The sequence below is a fragment of the Pseudomonas sp. 5Ae-yellow genome (genome assembly GCF_014077575.1).
GTDB lineage: Bacteria > Pseudomonadota > Gammaproteobacteria > Pseudomonadales > Pseudomonadaceae > Halopseudomonas > Halopseudomonas neustonica.
The window spans coordinates 1-22394 of the sequence record NZ_JACGWE010000003.1; the positions used below are offsets into that span (position 1 = coordinate 1).

The 22394-nt window shown below is 56.1% G+C and carries 20 protein-coding genes; 10 read left to right on the forward strand and 10 right to left on the reverse strand.

The genetic code is table 11. From position 1 onward, the window contains the following. The first annotated feature begins 732 nt into the window (after positions 1–732). Positions 733–1170 carry a DUF3010 family protein gene (locus tag H4J77_RS02985; RefSeq protein WP_123889504.1) on the forward strand — a complete coding sequence of 146 codons (438 nt, stop codon included), beginning with the start codon at positions 733–735 and terminating at the stop codon, positions 1168–1170. A 130-nt stretch (positions 1171–1300) separates the two neighbouring features. Here H4J77_RS02985 and H4J77_RS02990 read toward each other — a convergent pair whose 3' ends face one another. Then, positions 1301–2434, reverse strand: coding sequence for an ATP-NAD kinase family protein (locus tag H4J77_RS02990; RefSeq protein ID WP_123889505.1), 1134 nt, complete (start codon positions 2432–2434; stop codon positions 1301–1303). 180 nt (positions 2435–2614) lie between these two features. On the opposite strand from H4J77_RS02990, the gene H4J77_RS02995 reads away from it, so the two are divergent. Further along, positions 2615–2803 (forward strand): PA1571 family protein, encoded by a 189-nt coding sequence (locus tag H4J77_RS02995; RefSeq protein ID WP_123889506.1) that lies wholly within the window; start codon positions 2615–2617, stop codon positions 2801–2803. Here the strand turns inward: H4J77_RS02995 and pdxB are convergent. After that, complete coding sequence (gene pdxB / locus H4J77_RS03000; RefSeq protein ID WP_123889507.1) at positions 2793–3932, reverse strand: 4-phosphoerythronate dehydrogenase PdxB; 1140 nt, start codon at positions 3930–3932, stop codon at positions 2793–2795. The genes H4J77_RS02995 and pdxB overlap by 11 nt on opposite strands. Before the next feature lie 421 nt (positions 3933–4353). Here pdxB and H4J77_RS03005 point away from each other — a divergent pair, with 421 nt between their 5' ends. Continuing rightward, positions 4354–5265: an alpha/beta fold hydrolase gene (locus tag H4J77_RS03005; RefSeq protein WP_123889508.1), complete on the forward strand. Its 912-nt coding sequence runs from the start codon at positions 4354–4356 to the stop codon at positions 5263–5265. A gap of 34 nt (positions 5266–5299) precedes the next feature. Here H4J77_RS03005 and H4J77_RS03010 read toward each other — a convergent pair whose 3' ends face one another. Next, positions 5300–5830, reverse strand: coding sequence for an elongation factor P hydroxylase (locus H4J77_RS03010; protein WP_123889509.1), 531 nt, complete (start codon positions 5828–5830; stop codon positions 5300–5302). Positions 5831–5895: 65 nt separating this feature from the next. Between H4J77_RS03010 and H4J77_RS03015 the strand changes: the two genes are divergently transcribed. Both H4J77_RS03015 and H4J77_RS03020 read left to right on the forward strand, forming a co-directional pair. Further along, positions 5896–7311 carry an MATE family efflux transporter gene (locus tag H4J77_RS03015; RefSeq protein ID WP_123889510.1) on the forward strand — a complete coding sequence of 472 codons (1416 nt, stop codon included), beginning with the start codon at positions 5896–5898 and terminating at the stop codon, positions 7309–7311. Positions 7312–7343: 32 nt separating this feature from the next. Further along, positions 7344–8438 carry a DUF3080 family protein gene (locus H4J77_RS03020; protein WP_123889511.1) on the forward strand — a complete coding sequence of 365 codons (1095 nt, stop codon included), beginning with the start codon at positions 7344–7346 and terminating at the stop codon, positions 8436–8438. 29 nt (positions 8439–8467) lie between these two features. On the opposite strand, the gene H4J77_RS03025 is transcribed toward H4J77_RS03020, so the two are convergent. The 4 genes from H4J77_RS03025 to tusA all read right to left on the reverse strand — a co-directional run bounded on the left by H4J77_RS03025 (position 8468) and on the right by tusA (position 13188). Beyond that, positions 8468–10507 (reverse strand): LTA synthase family protein, encoded by a 2040-nt coding sequence (locus tag H4J77_RS03025; protein ID WP_123889512.1) that lies wholly within the window; start codon positions 10505–10507, stop codon positions 8468–8470. A 55-nt stretch (positions 10508–10562) separates the two neighbouring features. Further along, positions 10563–11183: a hypothetical protein gene (locus H4J77_RS03030; RefSeq protein WP_220469239.1), complete on the reverse strand. Its 621-nt coding sequence runs from the start codon at positions 11181–11183 to the stop codon at positions 10563–10565. Next, the gene (locus tag H4J77_RS03035) at positions 11180–12457 is read right to left on the reverse strand and encodes an exo-alpha-sialidase (protein ID WP_372237888.1); all 1278 of its coding nucleotides are present in this window, start codon (positions 12455–12457) and stop codon (positions 11180–11182) included. The genes H4J77_RS03030 and H4J77_RS03035 overlap by 4 nt, the downstream gene beginning before the upstream one ends. A gap of 491 nt (positions 12458–12948) precedes the next feature. Continuing rightward, on the reverse strand, positions 12949–13188 hold the full coding sequence (tusA, locus tag H4J77_RS03040; RefSeq protein ID WP_123889514.1) for a sulfurtransferase TusA: 240 nt from the start codon (positions 13186–13188) through the stop codon (positions 12949–12951). A 120-nt stretch (positions 13189–13308) separates the two neighbouring features. Between tusA and H4J77_RS03045 the strand changes: the two genes are divergently transcribed. Continuing rightward, complete coding sequence (locus H4J77_RS03045; RefSeq protein WP_123889515.1) at positions 13309–13593, forward strand: antibiotic biosynthesis monooxygenase; 285 nt, start codon at positions 13309–13311, stop codon at positions 13591–13593. Positions 13594–13616: 23 nt separating this feature from the next. Here H4J77_RS03045 and rlmM read toward each other — a convergent pair whose 3' ends face one another. Then, positions 13617–14681, reverse strand: a complete 1065-nt coding sequence (gene rlmM, locus H4J77_RS03050; protein ID WP_123889516.1) for a 23S rRNA (cytidine(2498)-2'-O)-methyltransferase RlmM — start codon at positions 14679–14681, stop codon at positions 13617–13619. Positions 14682–14969: 288 nt separating this feature from the next. Here rlmM and H4J77_RS03055 point away from each other — a divergent pair, with 288 nt between their 5' ends. The 4 genes from H4J77_RS03055 to H4J77_RS03070 all read left to right on the forward strand — a co-directional run bounded on the left by H4J77_RS03055 (position 14970) and on the right by H4J77_RS03070 (position 18706). Beyond that, complete coding sequence (locus tag H4J77_RS03055) at positions 14970–15953, forward strand: DUF1852 domain-containing protein (RefSeq protein WP_123889517.1); 984 nt, start codon at positions 14970–14972, stop codon at positions 15951–15953. A gap of 22 nt (positions 15954–15975) precedes the next feature. Continuing rightward, positions 15976–17013: a methionine synthase gene (locus H4J77_RS03060; RefSeq protein ID WP_123889518.1), complete on the forward strand. Its 1038-nt coding sequence runs from the start codon at positions 15976–15978 to the stop codon at positions 17011–17013. A 127-nt stretch (positions 17014–17140) separates the two neighbouring features. Continuing rightward, positions 17141–17650, forward strand: a complete 510-nt coding sequence (locus H4J77_RS03065; RefSeq protein ID WP_123889519.1) for a flavin reductase family protein — start codon at positions 17141–17143, stop codon at positions 17648–17650. Positions 17651–17782: 132 nt separating this feature from the next. Continuing rightward, entirely contained in the window at positions 17783–18706 is a 924-nt protein-coding gene (locus H4J77_RS03070) for a LysR family transcriptional regulator (protein WP_123889520.1), read from the forward strand. A 678-nt stretch (positions 18707–19384) separates the two neighbouring features. On the opposite strand, the gene H4J77_RS03075 is transcribed toward H4J77_RS03070, so the two are convergent. Together H4J77_RS03075 and H4J77_RS03080 are read right to left on the reverse strand one after the other, a co-directional pair. Continuing rightward, a complete protein-coding gene (locus H4J77_RS03075) occupies positions 19385–20086 on the reverse strand; it encodes an NrdJb (RefSeq protein WP_123889521.1) in 702 nt (233 codons plus the stop codon). Positions 20087–20155: 69 nt separating this feature from the next. Further along, positions 20156–22309: an adenosylcobalamin-dependent ribonucleoside-diphosphate reductase gene (locus H4J77_RS03080; protein WP_123889522.1), complete on the reverse strand. Its 2154-nt coding sequence runs from the start codon at positions 22307–22309 to the stop codon at positions 20156–20158. Positions 22310–22394: the final 85 nt, after the last annotated feature.

The window sequence follows — 22394 nt, forward strand, 5'->3', positions numbered from 1 at the left end:
ATCAGTTCGTTGGGAATTGCGGGTAGGTCTCGCGGGGCTTCACGCCCCGGCTTCTTCTTGGTCGGCATACATGCGTCCTCTGCTGCAACATGTTATGCCCAAACACAAAATTTATGACACCCCCCGCGCACGATCTGCTGATCGCCAAGGTCAAGGCAGTCAACCGTCGATAGCTGTAAGCCGCGCCCCAGCTGAAAACACTCCATGTTAGCCCAAGGCTGTATATCAGCCTGCCGGGCTGCATCGTAAATGCTTACCGATTGCAGGACGGAGTCGCTGATACCTTTGGAGCTGCCCGCGTCCGAGTTAAACAAAGCCTATTCCTTCAGCTAGGTTAATATTGACTGCCCAAGCCAATAAATTCTTTTTTTCACTATACACGCCGACCTGGATTCAAGGTAATTCAGATCCTCCATCCGCGTGCTAGATTTTGTTAAAGCCTTTGACTGCTGCGAACTGTCTTGTTGCCATCTGTTTCGAAGTTAACGCCAAGACGATGCCGCGTAAAAATAGTGCACTTATTTATGGGGCACAATTTTCTATCAGGTCGGCTCGCCTCGAATCATTCGCCATCGCTGTGGATTGAAGCACGCTCGCCGTCATCAACTTGCCCTCTCAACCCTGCATACCGGAGAGCAAACTACCAAAGCTGTAATACGGTCTGTGTGCACGGTGCGATTTATGCGCTTGCTTTGCGCTATACTGCGCCGATCTAGCCAGGTTGGGTGTTCTATGAAAGTGTGCGGTGTTGATATAAACAGTAACGATGTGAATGTGTGCTTGTTGTCCCTGTCGGACGAGATTTTTGAACTGCCGGATTTTCGTTCACGGCGTTTGACCTTGTCGAATATCAATAGCACCAGCGAGCTGCGCTATTTCCAGCAGACTTTTGCCAAGTTGATGCACGATTATCAGGTGGACAAAGTGGTGATACGCCAACGCCCCATGAAAGGTAAATTTGCGGGTGGTGCGGTAGGCTTCAAGCTGGAAGCGGCCATCGAGCTGATTGAGGACCTTGATGTAGTGATCATGTCAACGACTGATATCAAGGACTCCTTGAAGCGCAATCCGGTGCAGGTCACTTACGCCGACACGGGGCTCAAGGCTTACCAGGAAGTCGCCTTCAATACGGCTTATTCCTTTTTGATGAAAGACAAGTTCGCCGCCTGAGGCAAAGATCGCCAGGTTGCCACCATCAGTTTTGCAAAAAGGCGCACTGCGCCTTTTTTGTTGCCTGAAACGCAGGCATCGCATTAAGCACGGAGGTACGAAAAGGCGGAGTTATAGCCAGCAGGCTACCCTACTCTGCTTTCCAGCTGACCGGGTATAACATCTCTTCCCGATAACCACTCAGCACACGGCGCAGGCCAGTGAGTTGCTGGTCCAGTTCTGCATCGCCGCTGTCGACCAGAAAGGGTCGACCATCCAGGGTTTTGAGTTTGGTTTTGGTCGCGACGACCAGCAGATTGTCGATGCCGACGGCACGGACTACACGCGGCGACAACTGCTGATTACCACGCCCAAGAATATGGCCCTGACCGCCAATAGCGGTAACCAGAATACGCCAGTCGCCGCCCTGCTCCAGCAAGGCCCATAATTGCTGCTCGGTCGCGTCTTGCAGCACCAGCTCGCCGTTACGCAGCACGTCTATTCCAAGCAAGGTGCCCTGCAGCCCCATGGCTTCCAGCAGGCCAAGGTTGGTTGAACCGGGCCCTAAAATCCAGCCGGTGTCGTCGTCCTGCTCTTCCTGCAGCCACGCAGCGATGTCGTCCAGCACCATGGTTTCGACTTCACGCCCGCCCTGCTTCACCTGCTGCACAAAGCGCCCTTCTTCAGGCACTGACAGCTCGCCGTAATGGCGGGTTTTAACTTGGCCTTGGCGAAAGGCATTTTCATCAATATCGCGCACGTCGGCTTCACGCAGACGTACCAGATCGCCCTTGATTAGCAGCGCGACCAGCTCACCTGCGGCTCGCGGGTTTACAGCGTACACGCCGGAGTGAATCTTGACCCCAGCCGGAATGCCCAGCACCAGCTGACTGCTGCTGATCTGATTACAGATATTACGCGCGGTACCGTCACCGCCCGCAAACAGCAGCAAATCTATGCCGGTTTTTTGCAGGGCAGCTGCGCAGCGTTCGGTGTCTTCGGCACAGGTCTGGTTAGGCTCGCTCAACTCACCAACCACCTGATGCGTAAAACCCAGCTCGGCAAGCAAATTGCTCCCCATGGCGCCCGGGGCGGCAAATAGCTGCAGTTGATCGCGCAGCGGCAGCAACAGCTCTAGCGCTTGCGCCACCCGACGCTGCGCCTGCGGTAGCACACCTTGAGCCAGCGCCTGTTCTGCCACGCCATCAGACCCTTTGAGCGCGGCTTGCCCACCCACACCGGCCAGTGGATTGATGATGAGCCCTAACCTGAAACCTGATTGCATGCCCTGTGCCCGTTCTTGTATCCAGTGAATATGTTGTTGCTGGTTGGCGCTTGTCTCCCGTTGTTACCCTGGAGACCAACGCGCTGTCACAAAGTCGTCATGGCATTGCCATATCCTGCCCTGAGCTGGTCGCCGGGAGGGGGATCAGCGTACTCAGCGACACCACAATGGGAGAAAACCATGAGTGTACATGCCTTGCAGACATGCCGTGAAAGTGCCGAAATTATGATCCATCCGTCGTCCTGCACGGGTGGCTTTCTGCTTGATGAACAGGGCCGTGAAATTGCCATTACCGAGCAAATGATTCAACACGCCTGTAACGAACTTGAGCGCCAGTGGGTACCAGCGCCCCGCCAAGCTAGCCACTGAAGCCCGCCGCTAACCAATGCGCCGGCAGGTCGCCCGCGCCCTGCCAAGCCAATTGCAGATGTGAGCACTCCCGCCGCAGCGGGTAGTGCTTGCGCAGCTGATCAAACACCTTGGCTATCTGGTCAACCGGTAACCCTGCCATGGCGGCGCGAAAGCGCGCGTCATCATCGCGAACGTCATAAACCCAGCGCAGTGCCCGGTCCAGCGACCAGTCTGTTGGCGTCTGCTCATTCACAACAATAGTCGCCAAGCCCGCTGTGGGCGCCAGCTCGCTCAAGGCCAGAGTGGCTGGCAACTGAAAATGCGCGCAAAACGCCTGATATATCTGCTCGGTACCGCGCAGTTTGCCGTCCAGGCTGTAGCCCGCAACATGGGGCGTGGCCAGCGCGCATTGGGCGGCCAGCGCCAGATCTACCTGCGGCTCGTGCTCCCAGACATCCAACGCCACCTGCAGATCAGGGCGCTGCAGCAAGAGGGCCGCCAGCGCCTGATTATCAATCACCGGACCACGGCTACTGTTGATTAGCCAGGTACCCTGCGCCAGCCTGGCCAGACGCTCGGCGTTCAACAGATGCTTGGTCGCGTGCGGACCTTGATGCTCTAGCGGCACATGACAACTGATCACATCCGCTTGCGCCAGCAGCTCATCCAGACTCACAAAGCCACTCTCACCACGCTCGGCGCGCGGCGGATCACACAGCAGGCAGTCCACGCCGAGTGCTGTCAGGGTGTTTGCCAGGCGGCTACCCACCTGCCCCACGCCAATGATGCCGACGCGCTGCGAGCGCCAGGCTTTGCCGGTGCGTTCAGAGAAGGTCAACAGACAGCTGAGAACGTACTCGACTACGCCGCGCGCATTGCAACCGGGTGCGCTGGATACAGCGATACCCGCCGCCTGCAGACCGGGCAGATCAAGGTGATCGGTGCCGATGGTACAGGTTCCAACAAAGCGCACCGGTGTGCCCGCTAGCAGCGCGGGATCCACGCGGGTAACCGAGCGCACCAGCAAGGCATCGGCCTGCATCAGATGTGCGCGGCAAATCTCGCGCCCTGGGTGGGTCGTTATCTCCGCTTGCTTGGCAAAGAACGCGCCCAGCAGAGGGATATTTTCGTCGGCAACAATACGCATGCAGGGCTTCCGAGATTAAGAGTGTAGGAGCATTGTCAGCGGTGCTCGACGGGCTGTCCAGCCGGGCTGCCTTAGCCGATCAACAAAGTAGCTGAATAGGCTTGCACTGATTCGGTGACGCTGCTTTACTGGCAACAACAGGCCCAACTGAGGCTTGCAGCCAGACCCATTATTAAAAGCGTTACCCGAAGGGTAATAGCCCTTCCTTTGCAGGACCTGCCTGAGTCAACGGACACCCCGCACACCGCCCATTGTGCTCGCCCCGAGACTGTCCTCACCACCCTGTCGCCATAACCACAAGCAAATTTGTCTGCACCGGACGATGCCTTGGCGCCTTTCGTTTCTTTCGGCGTTTTGCCAATAACTGCCCTGTATGACGCGCCGCAGTGAGCGCGTCCAGCCAATAGCGGAGACAGGGAATATGAAACCAGAACATCAAGTAGTTGAAGCGCTAGGCCAGTTCCTTATACAGACTCACTACTATGCCAGCCCTGCACCGCGGGGCACTGTCATTCTGGTGAATGGCTCGCTGGCGACCATGGCCGCGTTCGCCCAGACCGTTCGCTTTCTGCAGCCACACTTCAACGTTGTGCTCTTTGACGAGCCTTATTCCGGCGAGTCCAAGCATTACAACGCCAATCAGCGGCCGATCACCAAGGAACAGGAAGCAGGTATATTGCTGGAGCTGATCGCGCACTTTGGCGCCGACCACATGCTATCGTTTTCCTGGGGTGGTGCATCGGCTCTGCTCGCTCTGGCAAAGCGTCCGCCAACCATGCGCAAGGCGGTGGTAATGGCCTTTTCGCCGTTGATCAACCGAGCTATGCGTAGCTACCTTGAAACCGGCATCAACCTGTTACTCAACTGCGAGCGCCGCAAGCTGGGCATGCTGCTGAACGAGACCATCGGCGAACACCTGCCCTCACTGGTCAAGCGCTACAACTTTCGCCACATCATTAGTCTGCACGAGCATGAGTATCAGCAGATGGCTTTTCATGTTAGCCAGATACTGACGCAGGATACCCGTTGCTATCTGACCGGCAGTGCCGACATCAAAGTGCCGCTGCTGTTCGTTAATGGTGATCTGGATCGTTATACCTGCCCGGAGGACGCGCGGCATTTCAGCCGCCATGTGCGTCACTGCGAGTATGCGACGGTCACCGGCGCCGGACACTTCCTGGACATGGAAAACAAGGACGCCTGGACGCAAACCCGTGACGCGGTGCTCGACTTCATGACCGACAGGGAATGGCGTGCAGAGCACACAGACAACGAGGTGCTAGCACCCTTGCGGCTGACGGGCGCGAACCGCCACAAGTTGGGTTTGGTATAAACACCTATGATGCCTGCCTGGCGGTATCAGCCAGTCAGGCGCGGCCAAGGCTATCGACGGTCAGCACGGCACCAGGACGATAAAACGCCAATAGCGCATCGACGAAACGGGCTGGCCGCTCATGCAAACCACTCTCAAGATAGCTCACTGCCTGCGCATGCACCCTGGTGCGGAACGGCGTTGGGTCGGTCGCCTCACCGCTGAGGTTATCGGTACTCACATCAAAGCGGTGCCCGGCTGCCGCGCAGAACAACCATTCCAAGGCCTGCGGCTTCACTTCTACCTGCTCGAATGCACCTTGCTGATCTGCGCTGCGGCCATCGGGCGCATACCAATAGCCAAAGTCGGCCAACAGCCGTCGCTGCGGCCCAGCCACGCACCAATGCGCTACTTCATGTAGCGCGCTGCGAAAATAATCGTGGGTAAAACGTATGCGGTGAAAACCAGACTCATCATCTGCCGGCAGATATTCGGGCTCAGGATAACCGCCCACCAGTCGGGTGTTGAAATCAACCGCAAAGCAGCGGTCAAACAGGGTTACAAGATCGTCGCAATGGTACTGCATTGGCTGGTAGACAATATCTGGCAAGTTGATAGGATGAACCGCTTTTTCTGAAGGCAATCTTGGTAATGATCAGCAGACCACCTCGCTTTAACGGGCCGCGCATTGTAGCAGAACTGCGGGCGCTGATTGTGCTCGTGCTGCCGATTGTCGCCGCTCAGCTTGCCAACACCCTGCTGGGCTTTATCGACACCGCCATGGCGGGGCGCGTCAGTCCCGAGGCCTTGGCTGCTGTCGCCTTGGGCAACTCCTTCTGGATCCCTACTCTGCTGTTTCTCACCGGCGTGATGATGATCATCACCTCCAAAGTGGCGGCCAGCAACGGCTCTGGCCGCCTGGCCGATACCGGCCCCATGGTGCGCCAGGGAGCCTGGCTGGGCTTGTTCATTGGCTTGGCCTGCGCGGTATTTCTGAATCTGACGCGACCAATTCTGGTTGCCATGGATATTGGTGAGCAGCTTATTCCGGTCACCCTGGACTACCTGTTGGCGATCTCCCTGGGGTTTCCTGCCGTTGGCATGATGCTGGCGTTACGCGGGCTGACCGATGGGCTGTCCAATACCAAACCGGCCATGCTGGTTGGCTTTATCGGCCTGGCCATCAACGTGCCCGCCAACTATATCCTGGTGTACGGCAAACTCGGCATGCCGGCCATGGGCGCGGTGGGTTGTGGCGTGGCTACGGCCTTGGTGATGTGGGCGATGCTGATATGCCTGCTGATCCACATCAAGCGATCACCCACCTACCGCGAATGCGGCCTTTTCGAGCGCTTTGACTGGCCCAAGGGACGCACGCTGGGCCAGCTGTTCGGCCTGGGCTTTCCTATCGGCATAGCGCTCTTTGCCGAAACCAGCATGTTTTGCGTGATCGCCCTGCTGATTGGCGGCATGGGCGCTATCGTGGTGGCCAGCCATCAGGTCGCTATCAATTTTTCTTCGCTGGCCTTTATGGTGCCCTTCAGTCTGGGGCTGGCGATTACCGTGCGGGTTGGCCACAACCTGGGCCGCAACGGGGCGCGGGCGGCATTGTTTGCCGCCAAGGTCGGCACTGTGGTGGCGCTCGGCTTTGCGACCATAGCTGCTGGCGGTATGTATCTTTTTGCCGAGCAGATTCCGCTGCTGTATACCCAGGACGCGGAAGTCATCGCGCTGGCCGCCAGCCTTTTTGTGCTGGCCGCGCTCTATCAGTTCTCCGATGCGGTTCAGGTCGCCTGTGCGGGTGCCTTACGCGGCTTTCAGGACACACGCCTACCGATGTTGCTAACCATGATTGCTTACTGGCTGATTGGCCTACCTGCCGGTTATCTACTGGGCATCAGTGATCTGCTCGGCCCGCCACGCGGTCCGGCGGGCTTCTGGATGGGGCTGATTATTGGTTTGAGCAGCGCCGCGCTCTTCCTGGGCCTACGGCTGGCTGTCGTCGGCAAGCGCGAGAAACTGCGCCCACCGCGCCCACCCTATTCGCCAAGCCACCCGACCCACTGACCCGGTCACAGCAGGCATGGCATACTGAGCCCATGTCTGCCCTACCAACCCGCGCCACCCTTGCCCTATTGCTATCCCTGCTATTGACGCTGGCGGGCTGTCAGCGTGCGCCCGAGGCGCAGCAGCAGATGAGCAATTATCTTGATCGTGTGGCGCGAGTGTTGCAGCAGGACTGGCAGCCTTTTGTCCCCGACCAGCTCGCCCTATACCGTTTTCCAGCTCGCCGCGAACGGATGATAACCATCGCACCACTGCGTATTGGCCTGCTCGACCTGATTGTGGATACCAATGACTGTCGGCTGCTGCAGCAACGCATCAGCGAGCGCAATAGCGTGCTCGGCAAGGTCATGCCCTGGAGCCATCGGCTCGCCTACGACGGCGAATTGTTGCGCGCGCTGGACCAGTGTACTGCCCTGCTCGCACAACGGGACGAACAGCCGGAGCTGCGCGAACAACTGATCGCGATCGCAGAAAACAAAGGTGCCAACCTGCCAGCGACCTACTGGAATGCGTTGAATGCCAGCGAAGAGTTTGAACACTATCTGCGCTTTGCTGATCAACCACTCCCGGTGAGCAGTAGTCCGTTAAGCGATCAAGCAGCGGTTGCGGCGCTGAATGAGCTGGCAAAAATAGGCGTTGCACTGCCGCAACGCTTACCACCCGATAGAGCGCACCTTGATAGCCTGCTGCAGGCGCTGCAGCTAAGTCAGCGCAGCGGCCAACTGATCACCAGCCTGGCACAAACCACGCACGGCCTGCGCCAGGCCACACAGATGCTGCAGGCGACCGAACCGCGCCTGCTCTGCCCCATGCAGGCACCTTCGGCCAAATCAAAAATACTGCTGAATGTCTTTGTGCTGTTTTATGCTGGTGAGATTCAGCCCTACCTGGCGCAAATACAACGCGTAGGACAGCCCTGGGCTAATGCCGTTATTGCCCTGCGTGCGGTAGCGGGCATACCGCCAGCAACAGCGAGCGCGCTGGACCGGCTTGCCGGGAGCTCAAACAGTCTTTGGGAGCAGTATCAGCAGGCACTGGCAGAGCACACGCAAGCCTGGCAAGACCTGCTCGGCGCCTGTCAGTCGCAGCCGGGACAAAGCGGTTGGCAGGTACCGGCTGAGAGCTGAATGCGCCATGCTTCAAACTAACAATAGCGTTAGTCCGCTCTGACGTTCTGGTACAGCATCAGCCGAGAGGTTTCATGCAGCCCGCGCGTCAGTTGCTCGAGGCGCTGAAACTCCTCAGGATGCTGATCAGCTACATCCGTCAGTGGCGTCTGCGAGGCAAGATCGTGCAGAGTAGGCTGACTACCATCATGCTGCATCTGCAACAGAAAGTCCTTGGTCACCCCACCAATCAGCGGAAAGGTGCCCTCACGCAGCACCAGCGGCACCACTCGCTCACCTTCCGGCGCTGGCTGCTGAATATCACGCCCCATGGCGCCGTTACGAAACTCTACGCCCACCATACCAAGCACTGTAGGCAGCAAATCGGCCAGCCCCACAGCTTGCTCTATCACTTTTGGCTCAAGCAGTTTGGGTGCGTGAATCAACATGGGTACGTTATTGCTCTCCAACCCCAGCTTCTCAAAGGCAGGCGGCATATGCGGGATCTGACTGATACGGGTATTGTGGTCGCCAAACATCACAAAAATGGTGTTGTCGTACCAGCCGCCCTGCTGAGCGATCTCCATCAAACGTCCAATATTGAAATCCAGCAAGCGCGCAGCGTTGTACTGTGCCACGCTGCGCGAACCCGCGTTCTGAACCGTTTCCAGCGGTAGATCAAGCACTTCAAACCCGTCGTTCTGCGCCGGAATGGTAAAGGGCCGATGATTGCCCGCCGTCTGGATATAAGCGAAGAACGGTTTGCCTTGCGCTTGATTACGCAGGATGCGGTCGCTTTCCTTGAACAGATCAAGGTCAGAAATACCCCAGACGTCGACCATGGGCGAGCGCCAATCGCGCTCCTCGAACAGGCGAACATCATCAATACTCTGGCGAACCAGCGCGTTCATATTCGCCCAGCCGGAGTTACCGCCAATCATGTAGTACTTGTCGTAGCCCGGTAACGCATTGATCAGGCTGTGCTGTCGGGTAATCAGGGGATTACGTGTTGCGGTTTCATCGCGCGAAACGTCAGGCACGCCGGAGATACTCGCCCAAACTGTTTTTGCTGTACCCGTCACCGGAACGTAGAAGTTCTGGAAGAACCAGCTTTGCTTGGCCAGTCGATCAATATTAGGCGTCGGGTTCAGCGGATTGCCATAGGCTCCCACGGCGCTGGTGCCCAGCGATTCGAGCATGATAAACACCACGTTCGGCGGCTGACTAGCGGCAACGGCATAGGGCTGGGGACTTTGATGACGAACAAAATTCAGGCTCTGCGCATCAGGCTGGCTCACGCCAAGATACCGACTGACCACCTCATAATGCGCTGCCACCTGCGCTCGGTCGAACGGCTCATGCGGTACCTGCAGAGTATCGTAGAGGAAGATAACGGGGTTCAGGCCCAGGGCTGAAACACGGTTATCACCCGAGAAAAAAGCGTCGCTCCAGCGCAGTGGCACCGGATTTTCCAGGTTGATGCTGTCGAAACGGCCCAGTATTGCCAGGAACACCAGCACCACCATCAGCGAGCTTCCCCAGACCAGGGAGAAGCGATTGATAGGTTTGGCAGTGCGGTCCAGCGTTACCCGCTCAAGGCGCAGCAGCAACCACCAAATCAGGGCTGTCGCCAGCAGCCATCCAAGGGTAATCCAGATCACCGGATAAGTTTGCCAGACCATATCGGTCGAAATCTGCGCGTCCTCAAAAAAACGCAGCACCGTCGCATTGATGCGTACACCCAGATAGGCGTAGTGACCAAAATCAAAGATGTAAACCAGAAGTACAGCGCCCAGCGCCAACACTAGATAGATCCGCGCCAGCCAGCGCATGGCGCGCGAACGCGTGAGATTCCACTTTGGCAGCCAGGCGAGCAAGGCAACCGGCAACATAAGCAGAATCGCCAACCGAAGGTCGAAGCGTAAGCCTATACCCAGGGTTTCAGGTACGGCCTCAATCTCGCCAAGTGCACCAAAGTCAAACCCCGAGAACCCCACAAAGAAAGCAGCGCGCAACACTGCCAAGACACAAAACAGAAGCGCTACTGCACCAAGCCAATAGTGCAAACGCCGCGAGTGAAGCCAACCCATGATTCCTAACCCCAAACTCTCAAAGAGTGAAAATTGTTAAACGTGTTACACCGCGTCATCCCGGTTGCGATGACAGCGCGTCACGGCGCTTAGCCGACCCGTTACGCCAAAGCCTGCTAATTGCATAGCCGATCAATGCAAAGCAGCTATACAGCGCAATAAAGGGATCGATCAGGTAATCCCAATAGTTGGTAGCCGATTTGAGTCCCACGCTGAAAGCCAGGGTAGCCAGCGCGAGCATGCAGGCGCCGAGTCGGTTTTGTAGCGCCAGCAGCGCAAGGGTAAGCAGACCGACAAACAAAATCAGCGGCCGCGGCTGGTAGCCCAGACGATAGGGATCCAGGTAGGAAAGTCCCATGGTCGCCGGATACAGAAAGAGTGCGAGGCAGGCCATGACCGCCACAATCTGCAGGGTCTTCGCCCTTGGCTGGCGTGGGGCAAACCCTGTGCGTACGGCAGTCCAGTAGGCCAAAGCCACCAATGAGGTGATCGCCAGGTCTCCGGTAAAACTACGCATATAGTCAGCCAACGACAGCCCTGCTATGGGTATATAACCGATAGCCAGAAACACCAACAGACGAACGCGCTGCAACCCTGGGCTGAGACCAAAGCCAGGCGTAAGCAGGAACACGAATAAGCCGAAGGTCAGTTGCGCCTGCCAAAGGTCAGCGATCATAGCTGCGCCTCCAACCATGAATCATTGAAGCTGACGTGCTTGATGAAGGTGTTATTCCAGGAGTAGACCAGATGATAAAGCCCATCCGAGCTCTTGATGAAGTATGGGTATTCATACTCGAAGTCGCAGCCATGCATAGAACAGACGCGTTGATCGAGATTGGCTAAAAAATCACTGAGCAGTCCTATACGCCGCGGCCCACTGGACGATTGAAATTTGTCGCCGATGATGTCGCTATACACCTCCCGGCTGAACGGATTGCCCAGTGGGTCGGGCGACTCATCCAGATCAATAACCGGCTTCCAGAAGCTCAAACCCTCGTCGCTTCCCATCAGCCGGAGTCGGAAGCGACCATCCTCCAGATCGTTCAAGGCAACCAGCAGGCCGTCGTTCGGTGTAGCTATCGCAGCCAGTGACGAGTTGGGGTTGGCAGGTTCAATCGGATAGGGCTCACTCCAACTCTGGCCAGCATCCTCAGTACGGCTGGCGAGTACCTTATGGTGAGTCTCACCGGCATAACGTAACAGCGCTAGTGCCCCATACTCGCTGGTTGGCACTACTGTCGGTTGCAGCGAGTGCTTGCCTTTGCTGATGCGACTTTTATCAAGCACCTCACCGTCCGGGCTGATGTACAGATACTCGGCAAACTTGCCAAGGAACTCGTGGTAAACCGGCAGCCCTATAGTACCGTCGCGGTGAAACACGGGGGCGTTACGCACGAGCGTACTGATATTAAGGAAAGGGGTGGTAACCAGCTGCTTGGGTGGGGACCAATTTTCACCAAAGTCATCAGAGTACATGGCGTTAATCGCACTGCCCGCCCAGCCCCCGATGGAAACTGACACATAAAAAAGCCACAGTCGATCATCAGGTGCCAGCGCAATAACCGGATTACCCAACTTGCGTATGTGCCTTTGAATAGCAGTGCTAGTCGACTCCCGTGTGGCGAGTATCAGCTCCGGCCCCCACTCACCCGCGATTGCGTCGTAACGCGACGCTCTGATTTGGACATCGGCTGCGCCTTCTCGCGAGCCAGCAAACCAGACAGACATCAACGCGCCTGAAGGTAACGACGTCACCGACGACGCGTGCACAAACTCGTCAAGATCCGACGAAGCGAAACGGCTACGATAAAAGGGTGCCTGTACATCAACAGCAGTCCCCTTTTCTGACGGTAAGGCCATCGCAAAACCAGGGACAGACCGACTGGGATGAAGCCACCAAGCGGAGCCAAAAATGGCAAAGACCACAAGTACAGTCAAGCACTTGCTCAACAAACTAAACGTATGCGCACGCATTGAAGAAGCCATGTTCGAAGAAGAATTCCGTACATCCCTGTGATACAAGACGCACCAGAAACAACCCTCAATAACGAGAGGCTGGGTCAACAGTCGTGGGTAGCTGGATTGTTATTAGCGTCCAACTCGGCTCTATAAGACCGGCGGATAGCGCCAGAGAACAGGTACGGCCGACATCAGGATCATGTTCGAACAACATCACGCGTGCAACTGAGCAGGTTACAGCCTGAAGCTGGCCACAGCGCTCACTCACGCCGGATAATTCACCTGCGACGCCTCTAGAATAGCATATACAGACCAAACAAGAGCTTTCAGCGGTAAACATCCACGCAACATTTAGTCAACAGTTCGCTGCGTACTGATACCTGTTAGGGAGCGAGCACAGGCCTAAGGACCGGCGTCAGAGGATAGCCTGGCTGACGGGAATGATAACTATAGAATCCTGCAAAGGGGGCAATGGCGTCCCGCTAGCCCGCTTTGCGAATCTGGTAGTGATACACCCCGGCTATCTCACTCTGCTCGATCAGCTCATGCCCAAGAAAGGCACAAAATTTGGGAATATCACGCTGGGTTGACGGGTCCGTCGCCAGCACCTGCAACAACTCGCCCACGGCTATATCGCGAATGGCATTGTGCAGCATCATCACCGGCTCCGGGCACATTAGCCCTTGGGTATCCAGTACGGCTGGGGTGGTCTGTTCAGTCATGATCAAGGCCCGGTTGAGAAAAAACGATTATCCAGAATTCAGTTGGCGCTTGCCAGACGCGCGCGCAAAGCCAACACTTAGAGATGATAAACCAACACCCGCCACAGTAAGGGATGATGAATGATCAAAGTGTTGATTGAACGTGTCATTGCAGAAGGACTGGAAAAACCCTATGAAGAGGTTGCCCGCAAGGTATTGGCAGCGGCGATCCAGTCACCCGGCTTTATCTCCGGCGAATCGTTTCGTGACCTGGAGCAACCCAACCATCGCATCATTACCGTGACCTGGCAGAACCGCCACTCATGGGAACGTTGGGAAAACTCCGAAGCGCGCCGCGACAGTATCGGCGCGTTCGCTCCCATCCTGCTGGAAGAAGAGCGGATCACGCTACTCGAACCGCTCTAGCAACTATTTAGCCCCAACCAGCGTCAGTAGCCACGTGGTGCAGCACGCACGTGGCAGGTGACCTCTTCACGGTCGGAATACAGCTGCTTGCAGGATATTTCTGCCTTGATGCCCGCCTCATCCAGCGCATCCTGGATGTGCTCCAAGCATTGCATGGTTTCCTGATAGCGGCGTTTCATCGGCAGTTTGAAGTTGATGATGACTTCGCGGCACAGGCGTTGGCCAATCCACTTGGATACCAGCGCGCTGCTGCGGGCGGGCTTGTCGACAATATCGCAGACCATCCAGTCGACCATATACTTGGGCTTGTACATATAGCCGTCGGCTTGAATGTGCTCAACCTGTCCGCTATCCATCAGCTTGCGATCCATGGGGCCGTTATCAACGGCGATCACGTTCATCAAACGGTTGACCAACTGCCAGGTCCAACCACCGGGCGCAGCGCCCAGGTCAACCGCTGTCATGCCGGCCTTCAGGCGGCTATCCCAATCGTCACGCGGAATGAAGTGATGCCAGGCCTCTTCCAGCTTGAGCGTCGAGCGACTGGGGGCATCCTTGGGTACGCGAAAACGGGGAATCCCCATTGGCCAAGGCGCCGCATTATCCGCCCAAGACCAACCCACAAAAATGCGCTGCCCGCTCTCAAAGCACAGGTGCAGGCGCGGCAGGTCAGTCTTGTTGGGACGCACAAAGCGAGTCTTGGTTAGCGAGCGCTCAAGTGGCGCGCGCAACTTTTTAGTCAAAGCCGCAAGCGCCTTGCCGTCGTTGGTGTCGGCGGTCTCCAGCCACAACTCTGAGGCAATCGGGCCCTGCGCGCAGGCGGTAATGATCGGGGTGATGCGATCCTCGGGATCGACATCCAGCCAGCTGCCCACTGCCCACTGACGGGCGAAAATAAGATGACTGAAGCGAATGGCGCGCATCAGTTGCTCGGCATCCCCCGCCTCCGGGCAGACGAAGCGCACCAGGGCGGCACCATTCTGCGCTATGGGATAACCGGCAATACCCTGCTCGGCTGCCAGCTCCTGCATTTCTGCAGCGGCTTCCCCTTCAAAACCTGGACGACAATGTAGCAACAATTCCTGCATGACCCGCTCCCGCTCGATGACCGGCCGCTACTCTACAGGGTGCGCGGGAAGGGTTGAAGCATCCCAAGGCAGATCCTGTCGATTTTGTGGTACTGCTCGCCCGTAGGCTCATCATGATTATGAGCGCTACTAATGATCACATGTAAAAAAGTTCACTTTTTCTCAATCACCACAGATGCCTAAAATGCCCATCTTTCTTAGCCACAGACAAGACCTCTGAGCTTTATTGCCCGTGAAGCTGCAAAGCAGAGTCAGGGATCACCTCAGGTATCAGGACAACAGATCGCGATGAATACAGAATTTACATTTACCATTAAAAGCACTTTATTCGACGAGAGTTACCAGCCCGCCGACGATACGCGCATCACTACCAACTTCGCCAACCTGGCCAGAGGGGCAAGCCGCCAGCAGAATCTGCGCAACACGCTCGCCATGATCAACAACCGTTTTAATGCATTGGCGCAGTGGGATAACCCCAAGGGCGATCGTTACGCGGTGGAACTTGAGATTATTTCTGTCGAAATGGCTATCAATGCGCAAGACGAGGGCGTTAACTTTCCTGCAATAGAGATACTGAAAACCCACATTATTGACAGAAAAACCGACAAACGCTTTGAAGGCATCGTCGGCAACAACTTTTCCTCTTACGTGCGGGACTACGATTTCAGTGTACTGCTACTTGAGCACAACAAAGAGCAAACCGCGTTCAGCGTGCCCGAAAACTTTGGGGACCTGCACGGCAAGCTTTTCAAGCATTTCGTCAATTCAAGCGCCTACAAGCAGCACTTCAGCAAGCCGCCGGTTATCTGTCTCAGCGTCTCGGACAACAAGATATACCAACGCACGGAAAACCAGCATCCGATTCTGGGCTTCGAATACCAGCCCAATGAATCGTCGCTGACGGAGCTGTACTTCCAGAAAATGGGCCTGCAGGTTCGCTACTTCATGCCGCCAAATAGCGCTGCCCCGTTGGCATTTTATTACGTCGGCGACCTGCTCAACGATTATACCGGCCTCGAACTAATCAGCACTATCAGCACGATGGAGACCTTCCAAAAGATCTATCGCCCCGAAATTTACAACGCGAACGCGGCGGCGGGACAACACTACCAACCCAACCTGAAGAATCAGGATCACTCGCTCACTCAAATCGTTTATGACCGTCAGGAACGCGGCCAACTGGCAATTGAGCAGGGTCGTTTTGCGCAAGAGCATTTTATCAAGCCATACCAACGCGTTCTTGAGCAATGGTCTGCCAGCCACGTTAACTAACTCAGATAAGAGCCCATTTCTTATGAAAAAATTACTCCCTACCTCGACCGCTGGCAGCTTGCCCAAACCGGCCTGGCTGGCACAACCCGAGACACTTTGGTCACCCTGGAAATTACAAGATCAGGAATTGATCGAGGGTAAACAGGATGCATTGCGCATCTCGTTGCAGGAACAGCTACAGGCCGGCATCGACATCGTCAGCGATGGCGAGCAAACGCGACAGCACTTTGTCACGACCTTTATTGAACATCTCGACGGTGTTGATTTCGAGAAGCGTGAGACGGTCAGAATTCGTGATCGCTATGATGCCAGCGTACCCACGGTGGTGGGTGCTGTCGCTCGGCAAAAGCCCGTTTTTGTGGAGGACGCCAGGTTTCTGCGTGCGCAAACCAGTCAGCCCATCAAGTGGGCTCTGCCAGGCCCCATGACGATGATCGACACGCTGTTCGACGCCCACTATAAAAGCCGCGAGAAACTGGCCTGGGAGTTTGCCAAGATCCTCAATCAGGAAGCCAGAGAACTGGAAGCTGCTGGTGTGGATATCATCCAGTTTGATGAACCCGCCTTTAACGTGTTCTTTGATGAGGTAAACGATTGGGGCATCGCCACCCTGGAAAGAGCCATCGAAGGCCTCAAGTGCGAAACCGCCGTACATATCTGTTACGGCTACGGTATCAAAGCCAATACTGACTGGAAAAAGACGCTGGGCTCCGAGTGGCGCCAATACGAAGAAGCCTTCCCTAAACTGCAAAAGTCCAATATCGACCTGATCTCACTGGAATGTCATAACTCCCAAGTGCCGATGGATCTCCTCGAGCTCATTCGAGGTAAAAAAGTGATGGTAGGTGCCATTGATGTGGCAACGGACATTATCGAGACACCAGAGCAAGTCGCCAGTACGCTGCGAAAAGCACTTCAATTTGTAGATGCAGACAAGCTCTACCCCTGCACTAATTGCGGCATGGCACCTTTATCTCGCTCAGTCGCAAGGGGCAAGCTGAATGCGCTAAGTGCAGGCGCCGAGATCATACGAAAGGAACTCGTGAACCAGCCCAGTTAGCATCGCAAGTGATGAATTGGGGGGCTGTCTGAGACTAGTGTGCCTGACCAGGCTGAAGTGGTCGATATAAGCGCACTGTGTCAGCCCCCGACACATTTGAACCGAGCCGAGCATTGAGGAACTGGCTATGTCATTACCCACTACCGCTATCGAACCTATAAGCTTTCGCGAAGCGCTTGGGCACTATGCGTCCGGTATCACGGTGATCACATCAGAAGCGGATCACGAGCCGCTTGGTTTTACCTGCCAATCGTTCTATAGCGTTTCGATGAACCCGCCGTTGGTGTCATTCAGCGTCATGGCCAATTCGCGAAGCTACCCGCACATTCGTCAGGCAGGCCGATTTGCGGTGAACATACTGTCAGGTAAGCAAGCCGGGATTTCCAATCAGTTTGCCAAACAGGGCTCGGACAAGTGGCGCGGCGTCAAGTGGCAGTCATCACCGCTGGGCAACCCGATCATTGAGGGCAGCCTGCACTGGCTTGATTGCGAGGTTCACGCTGAATACACCGCCGGTGATCATCTGATCGTGATCGGCGAAGTCAAAGCCTGCAAACTGCAGCACACTGCGGCCGCGCAACCCTTGCTGTATTTCAAGGGACGATACTGCAGCCTTACTGAGCCTGCTGCTGTTTGAGCATCGAGAGGCGCAGCTCTATATCCTTTCAATCGGTCGAGCGATTTGCGATGAGGATGTCGGATTTGTGATTGAATAACGCTCACATGTGCCATGTTATAGTTCGCTTTCATTCATACACTCGGTCTCGCCATGCTCGAACTCCGCCATCTGCGCACCCTCATTACCCTGCGTGACGCCGAAAGCCTGGTCGAGGCTGCTGAGCGTTTGCACCTGACCCAGTCGGCCCTGTCACATCAGCTGAAGGACCTGGAAGAGAAGCTCCGTCTGAGCCTATTTGTGCGCAAAAGCAAGCCGGTACGCTTTACCAGCGCTGGCCTGCGTCTGCTGCGTCTCGCGGAAAGCGTACTGCCGCAGATGCGCCAGGCGGAACGTGATATCCAGCGCCTCGCCGGCGGACAAGCCGGACGCCTGCATATGGCGATTGAGTGCCATAGCTGCTTTCAGTGGTTAATGCCGACCATCGATCAATTCCGCAACGCCTGGCCTGACGTGGAGGTGGACTTTGCCTCCGGCTTTTTCTTCGCCCCGCTACCCGCATTGGCGCGCGGCGATCTGGACCTGGTGGTCACCTCAGACCCGCTGGACATCCCCGGCATCAGCTACGTACCGCTGTTCACCTACGAAGCATTACTGGCAGTCAGCAATCAGCATCCGCTGGCGGCGCAAAGTCATGTTCGCCCGGAGGATCTAGCCCGCGAAACCCTGATCAGCTATCCGGTCGATCGTGAACGGCTGGATATCTTCAAGCAGTTTCTCGACCCCGCCGGCATAGAGCCGGCGACGCTACGCACCGCCGAGATGACCGTGATGATGATGCAGTTGGTCGCGTCCGGCCGCGGCGTCTGCTGCCTGCCCAACTGGGCAATGGCCGAGTATCTGCACAAGGGGTACGTCAGTGCCCGTAAGCTAGGCCCGGATGGATTATTTGGTACGCTATACGCGGCAGTGCGGGAGGATATGCTGGAGATGTCTTACCTGCAGGATTTCTTGCTGACGGCGAAGGATACGTCCTTTGCGACGCTTGAGGGGGTGAGTGCCAAGCGGAGCGATTGAGCGCTTCGTGCGCGAACGTTCGTTGGGCGGGTAACGCCAGAGACTTACCACCAGGGTGGATGGCTTCGGCCATCCGCCCTACAGTTTTAGCGGTCTTCAAGCTTGGTGTGTAGCTCACTATCGCTTTCGCCTCTAGGCGAGTCAGGGGGAGATGCTTGCCCATCTCCCCCTAACAACCCCCTCGGGCACCCAGCTGTGCGGCCCTTCGGGTTCGCTGCGTTGCTCAAGCTGCCGGGGGCGCTTGCAAACTCGGCGCTGCGCACCTCAGACACCGCAAGCGCCTTTTTCCCGACAGCTCTGCGCTACTCACCCGCGCAGATGGGGCTTGAGTCCGTGTCGTTACTTGTCTCTGCGTTACCTGTCCAAGTAACTAAACCCGAAAAACACGCCGCTCTGCAGCCATCAATCCCCTCCCAAGCTGTCGAGTAACGCAGAGAAGCCGCAGGCCAGCTTGGTGGCCCAAGCTGGTCGCGTGGATTTTTTTTGGTTACTTTTGTTTGGCCAAGCAAACAAAAATAACTCGCCGGCAAAGGCGAAAGGCAACCGAGACGAAAGCTCAGAAAGTAGCTTTGAATACCCATTCTCGAAGTACTGAAGCTCACCTCTAAAAGGTCAAACCAAAAAAAACCGCCAAACTTGGCGGTTTTTTTATAGATAACGCGCAGTTAAATCAAACACTTAGCCGCACTTGCTATCACCACAACTCAAACAGGTCAAACAGCCATCCATCTGCACTGCAGCCTTGGTATGACACTTACCACACATCTGCGCACCCGCTGGGTAGGCAGAGGCGCTGTCATCACATTCCGCCTCATCCGAGCTTTGCGGTTTCAAGCTGTTGAACTCGGCGCGTTTCTGCTCAAGGTAGGCAAGCTGGTGCTCATCCATCTCGTCTTTGAGCATACCGATGCGCTTGAGATGCTGATCCAGTACGTCGCCAATCTCGGCGACCAGTGATGGCATCCAGCGACCACCGCGCTTCATGTAACCGCCCTTCGGGTCGAAGACGCTGCGTAGCTCTTCTACCAGGAAAGTGCAGTCACCCCCCTTACGGAATACGGCGGAAATAATCAGCGTGAGAGCTGAAATCCACTGGTAGTGCTCCATGTTCTTCGAGTTGATGAAGATCTCAAACGGACGGCGGGTCTCATGATCGCTGCCGTGATTGAGCACTACGTCGTTGATGGTGACGTAGATCGCATGTTCGGATGTAGGCGTCTTGATCTTGTAGGTGGAGCCTTCAAGAAACTCGGGACGCTTGAGCTTTTCGTGCATTTCTTCGATCGCTGGAGCGACGCTTTGAGCTTCAGGCGCCTTCGCCGGTTCGTCGGCTTTCACTACAGAGTAGTCGACAATCTTACTGTTGATCTTCAGTGCCATGTAACGCTTTCCTCGCTGCGCAAAGGCGCAGCTATCAATTCTTGGTGTTCGGTGCGTACGCGCAGCCTATCAAAACTTACCGTAGTAGCCTTCTTTCAAGGCATCGTACAGGTTAGCCGCCGAGTGCAACTCGCCATCGTACTCGATTTCATCGCCGCCCTTGGCTTCGATAAAGCTGCCATCTTCCAGCTTGAAGCGGTAGGTAGTGTTAGCCAGATCCTGCTCCTTGACGAGCACGCCCTGGAACGCCTCGGGGTTGAAGCGGAAGGTAGTGCAGCCCTTCAAGCCCTTGTGGAAGGCGTACAGATAAATGTCTTTGAAGTCTTCATAGGCGTAGTCAGTCGGCACGTTGGCGGTTTTTGAGATCGATGAGTCGATCCATTTCTGCGCCGCTGCCTGCACATCCACATGCTCGGTCGGACTAACATCGTCCGCAGCGATGAAATACTCGGGTAGGTTACGTGTACCCGCTTCCATACTTGGCAGCGCGTCCTGATTGATAAAGTGACGGTAAGCCAGCAACTCGAAGCTGAATACATCGACCTTCTCTTTCGATTTCTTCCCGGCGCGAATCACATTACGGAAGTAGTGGTGCGCAAAGCTGGGTTCAATACCGTTGGACGCATTATTGGCCAACGACAATGAAATAGTGCCCGTAGGTGCGATTGAGCTGTGATGCGTAAAACGACCACCTTTCTCAGCCAAGGCTGCGGCCAGCTTGGCATCTTCGGCACCGACCTGCTGCATGTAACGGCTGTATTTGGCCCACAGTACCTTACCCAGCACTACGTCACCCGCCTTGATACCGTCCTTGCGCATCTCTGGACGCTTGGCCAGCATGGCCTCGGTCACGGTGAACTCTTCGTCCATGATCGGCGCTGCGCCCTTCTCTTCAGCCAGCTCCAGCGCGGTGCGCCAGCCCTGCATGGCCATTTCCTTGGAGACCTCTTCGGTGAATACCAGCGACTTTTCTTCACCGTACTTCATGCACAGCATGGTCATGGCTGACCCTAAACCCAGGAAGCCCATGCCATGGCGGCGCTTGCGATAAATCTCGTTACGCTGCTCTTCCAGTGGCAGGCCATTGATCTCCACCACGTTATCCAGCATACGGGTGAAAATGGCGACCACGCGGCGATACTCATCCCAGTCAAAACGTGCTTTCTCAGTGAAAGGATCGCGCACGAACAGGGTCAGGTTGATAGAACCGAGCAGACAGGCACCGTAAGGCGGCAAAGGTTGCTCACCACAGGGGTTGGTTGCGCGAATCTCTTCACAGAACCAGTTGTTGTTCATCTGGTTCACGCGGTCGATAAGGATAAAACCCGGCTCAGCAAAGTCATAGGTGGACGCCATGATCATGTCCCAGATCCGCCGCGCCTTGATGACACGGAAGATACGGCAGGCCACCAGGCCATCGGCACGGGTGACGTAACGCTCGCTTTCCGGCCATTCGCGCCAGATAACCTGCTCAGGATCATCAACATTGATGCCATCGGCCAACACTTCTGCCGCATTCAGCGGGAAAGCCAGTTTCCAGTCGCTGTCGGTCTCGACCGCTTTCATGAACTCTTCGGTAATCAGCAGCGACAGGTTGAACTGACGCAGACGACCACCCTCGCGCTTGGCACGGATAAAGTCCATGACATCAGGGTGGCCCACATCAAAGGTCGCCATCTGGGCGCCACGACGGCCACCGGCAGAGGATACGGTGAAACACATCTTGTCGTAGATATCCATAAAGGACAGTGGCCCGGAGGTGTAAGCGCCAGCACCGGATACGTAGGCACCTTTAGGCCGCAGCGTAGAGAACTCATAACCAATACCACAGCCGGCTTTAAGCGTCAGACCCGCTTCGTGCAATTTGGACAGGATGTCGTCCATTGAATCGCCGATGGTGGCCGATACCGTGCAGTTAATGGTCGAGGTTGCGGGCTTGTGCTCGAGCGCGCCCGCATTGGATGTGATGCGGCCCGCCGGGATGGCGCCGTGACGCAGGGCCCAGAGAAACTTTTCATTCCACTCTTCGCGTAATTCGGGGGATTCCACATCAGATAAGGCACGGGCAACGCGCTGATAGGTATCGTCGACCACACCATCGATAGCAACGCCATCTTTAGTTTTGAGTCGGTACTTGGTATCCCAGATATCCTCTGAAGCGGGCTGCATCGGGATGCTGGTAACCACATTGCGCAGCTGCTGTACCTTGGCTGTCTGACTCATTAACTTCTCCTGAAACACTCGACCGAACACGCTAAAGGCATTGACTTTAAGGCTATTGACCTTTAAGCGCGACCTCACGAAAGAA